Genomic DNA, 3,063 nt, shown 5'->3' on the forward strand with positions numbered 1-3,063 from the left:
CGACGCCACCGATAAACCAGTGACCGATCAACGTCGTGACGTCGCGCAACCTCCGTCACCGTCATCTCGCCAGTCAGCGTCTCCGAAACGATCGATTCCTTGGAAGTTCGTGTGAACTTCCGGCGCCGCATACTGCCCGCCAAAATCTCAAGCTGATGGATAGACACGTCGTTATCCTCGTTGTTAGCAACGTGGCGATACCGCTCACCTCAGCAAAACATCGCTATCACCGTGACAAAGCAAGGCGGTCCTCGGCGTGGGCATACGAATGAACGGGGCATTGCCATGAACCGCCGCAATGCGCTCTTTGCAGGCCATGATGAAGGCGGACGCAACTGGGCCCAGTTCGCCAGCCTGATTGGCACATGCAAAATGAATGGCGTGGAGCCCTACGCTTATCTGTGGGATCTCTTCACCCGTCTCGCCAATGGCCTCTTGCCAAAGATATCGACGCTCTGATGCCATGGGCTTATGCCGCTCGCATCAAGACCTCACAATGAGCTCGTCAGATACTATCCTGAGCTCATATCCGGCCTTAGGGAACACTATTGAGTCGCTGAAACTGAAAAATCAATGGGGCGTAGACGCCGCACACGGCGGAGCCACAATGCACCTGAGAGTCACAAGCTGCGGGTCTTCACAAGCCACGACAGCGCCAGCACCGCATCGTCGATATCCCTTGCGAGAGCTTTTGACGAGCAAATACGAAATTAATGCGGTCCTCGCCGAATGCGTACTGCATCTCAAAAGCTGCTCGAGCAGATGCTTACAATTGTTCCTGTTCGCCAATGTTCGGAAAAGGTGTAATCGACCAACTGATTAGGTTAACGGCACGCTCAAGTATGATCTCGGTCTGACTGCGACTGGGTGAGGTGGCAATGACGTGTCCAATCGAGTCTCGGTCATCGCTTTTCCTGACGAACGGCGTCTTCGGTTTAAGGTACAGTTCAATCTCGGCGACACCGGGCTCAGCGGCTGCCTGCCTATCGCCATTGATCCAATCGAGGATGCCATCGGTATCAGGAACTAGGAATCGTGCGGCCGCCGTCTGCGAACGTCTTCGGCTCAAATCCCATTTCTCGCCTATGACAAGCTTGATGTGCTGATTGATAAGATCGACACCATAAGCCAGCTGAATCAGCCGAGGAGTGGTCCAACCCGGAAGACGCGGATTGACTTCAATAGCGACTGGACCTCGCTTCGTCCACCGCAATTCAATGTTCGCTGGCCCCCAACCAAGACCGAGAGCTCGTAAGCAGCTTAGTGAAACATCGGCGATGCACTTACATTGACCATCAGTTAGGGGCGCCGGAAAGATGCTCTCACGAACGACGAAATGCGGTGGGCTGCCAAATTTGGCGGTGCCAATTGCAACGACCTCATTCCCCATTGTGTCGACACTATAGTATGGTCCTTGAGCGAACTCTTCGATTAGTATCCCTGGCGAAGATCGCCAGATGTGCTTACCGCCCAGCAGATAAGTCGTGTGTTCAGCCACCTCCGTGATGTTGCGGCATAATCGGACCCCGCTGCTGCCGCTGCCAGTGACTGGCTTAAGTATCACCGGCAGACCAATCTCCTCTGCAGAGCTTTCAACGTCCGTTGCATCCGTTGCCAAGCGGTAGGCAGGTATTGGAACGCCCGCCCGTGCGAGGAGTTGACGTTGAACGAATTTGTCGTAGCACTGTTCAATCGATGCTGGGTCTGGTCCGGGTAGATCGAAATGGCGGCAGAGCCTCCCGACTGTCACATAGACCGATTCATCTCGGCCCGCGAACCCAGTGATGCCCGCGATGTCATAAGTCGCACGTAGCTGGGTACACTCATGAATCATTGCATCGAGATCGCCTGTATCGACACGGATCGCTTGTACCCTTTTTGCCGAAATATAGTCGTACTGAGCTGGGTCAACCGATAGAGTAATTGGTTGAATGCCAAGGCGCTGGGCAGCTTGAATATACAGAGGACCATTACCTCTACTACCTTCAACTAGGATGAGCGCTCTTCTTGCCATTTACGCGGAGCTCCGACGTTGACGCTCTGGATGATCTGAGGGCAAATTGCAAAGTCCCTCTCTCACTCAACGCGTTTCTTCAGTTTATGTGAGCGTATCATTGTCGGCGGGTTGCTTGTGCAAAGATTCTGTAAAACTTTTGAAGGGCCTATGCAGCGTCTATTTGAAGTTGAATCTGTCAAGTTCGTCAAACGAGGCCAAGGTAGTCGGCCGTGAATTATCCGGAAGTAGTTGATGTTTCCGGTACATCGTACGTGTCCCATTAATCGGTGTCGCAAGAAAGCTGTCGCATTGCCTCAGGAACAATGGGAGCCAACAAATGTCGAGACCTAGTGAACGGCGCGAGACGGGAGCAGGATCCGTTCCGGTCTCGTCTTGATCAGATCATTGATCTGAAGCACGACCTTATCTGGTTGGCGCAGACAATCGATTGGCCGTTCTAGAAGAACGATATGGTGAGATTTATTCCGATGGAGCCGGTATGCCGCCACTACCTCGACAGCCTCTCCAGTATTTCTGCGGCGGGACATTCTTCCAACACACATTGCCGTTTCGATCGTTCGTCGCTGATGGCAGCGCAAATGCAGTTTGTCGCATGGCTGGCGCCAACGCATGGGCGAGTAGCGGATAAAGGCGCTTCTGCAGGAGAGCCTCTTGGTGGCGTCAAGACCGGTGCGATGAAGTCGTCGGACACGCGGCAGGCGATCGTCGATACAATAGTCCAAGAACATGATGTTTCCGACCGCCGCCAAGCTCATTGACCGGGCACGGAGCGGCTCGTGTGGCTGGCTCGCAGGGTGGCGCTCGATCTGCGCCAGACGGCTGGGAAAATTCGCCCTGATCCAGCACCAGCGGTATCCCCATGCCAAACAGTTCAAGCGGGCTGGGACGGCGCTGCCCAAGCTAAGGACCTATCTCGGGCGAACGATCCGCGACATCTCACGCCGACGAAGTGTAAGCGCTCATTTCGTTGCGCCTTTTCGCGTTGAATTCTCTGCCGCATGAAGTGTCCACTTAAAATAGGTGGACACCAAATATGAGTGACGAAG

Annotated in this window: 2 protein-coding genes and 2 pseudogenes; 2 read left to right on the top strand and 2 right to left on the bottom strand. The window is 54.1% G+C overall.

What is annotated here, in order from left to right; genetic code table 11:
* Window positions 1-131 (bottom strand): transposase (locus GA0061101_RS38400; RefSeq protein ID WP_245297676.1); only part of this gene is annotated, 131 nt, incomplete at its 3' end.
* Between the two features lie 142 nt (window positions 132-273).
* Here GA0061101_RS38400 and GA0061101_RS38405 point away from each other — a divergent pair.
* Window positions 274-500: pseudogene (locus tag GA0061101_RS38405) on the top strand (transposase domain-containing protein); the annotation flags it as partial.
* Window positions 501-766: 266 nt separating this feature from the next.
* On the opposite strand, the gene GA0061101_RS38410 reads toward GA0061101_RS38405, so the two are convergent.
* A complete protein-coding gene (locus tag GA0061101_RS38410; protein ID WP_004126188.1) occupies window positions 767-2,014 on the bottom strand; it encodes an ATP-grasp domain-containing protein in 1,248 nt (415 codons plus the stop codon).
* 319 nt (window positions 2,015-2,333) lie between these two features.
* Here GA0061101_RS38410 and GA0061101_RS38415 point away from each other — a divergent pair.
* A pseudogene (locus tag GA0061101_RS38415) lies at window positions 2,334-2,959 on the top strand (transposase family protein); the annotation flags it as partial.
* Window positions 2,960-3,063: the final 104 nt, after the last annotated feature.

The organism is Martinezella lusitana, assembly GCF_900094565.1.
Taxonomy (GTDB): Bacteria; Pseudomonadota; Alphaproteobacteria; order Rhizobiales; family Rhizobiaceae; genus Rhizobium; species Rhizobium lusitanum.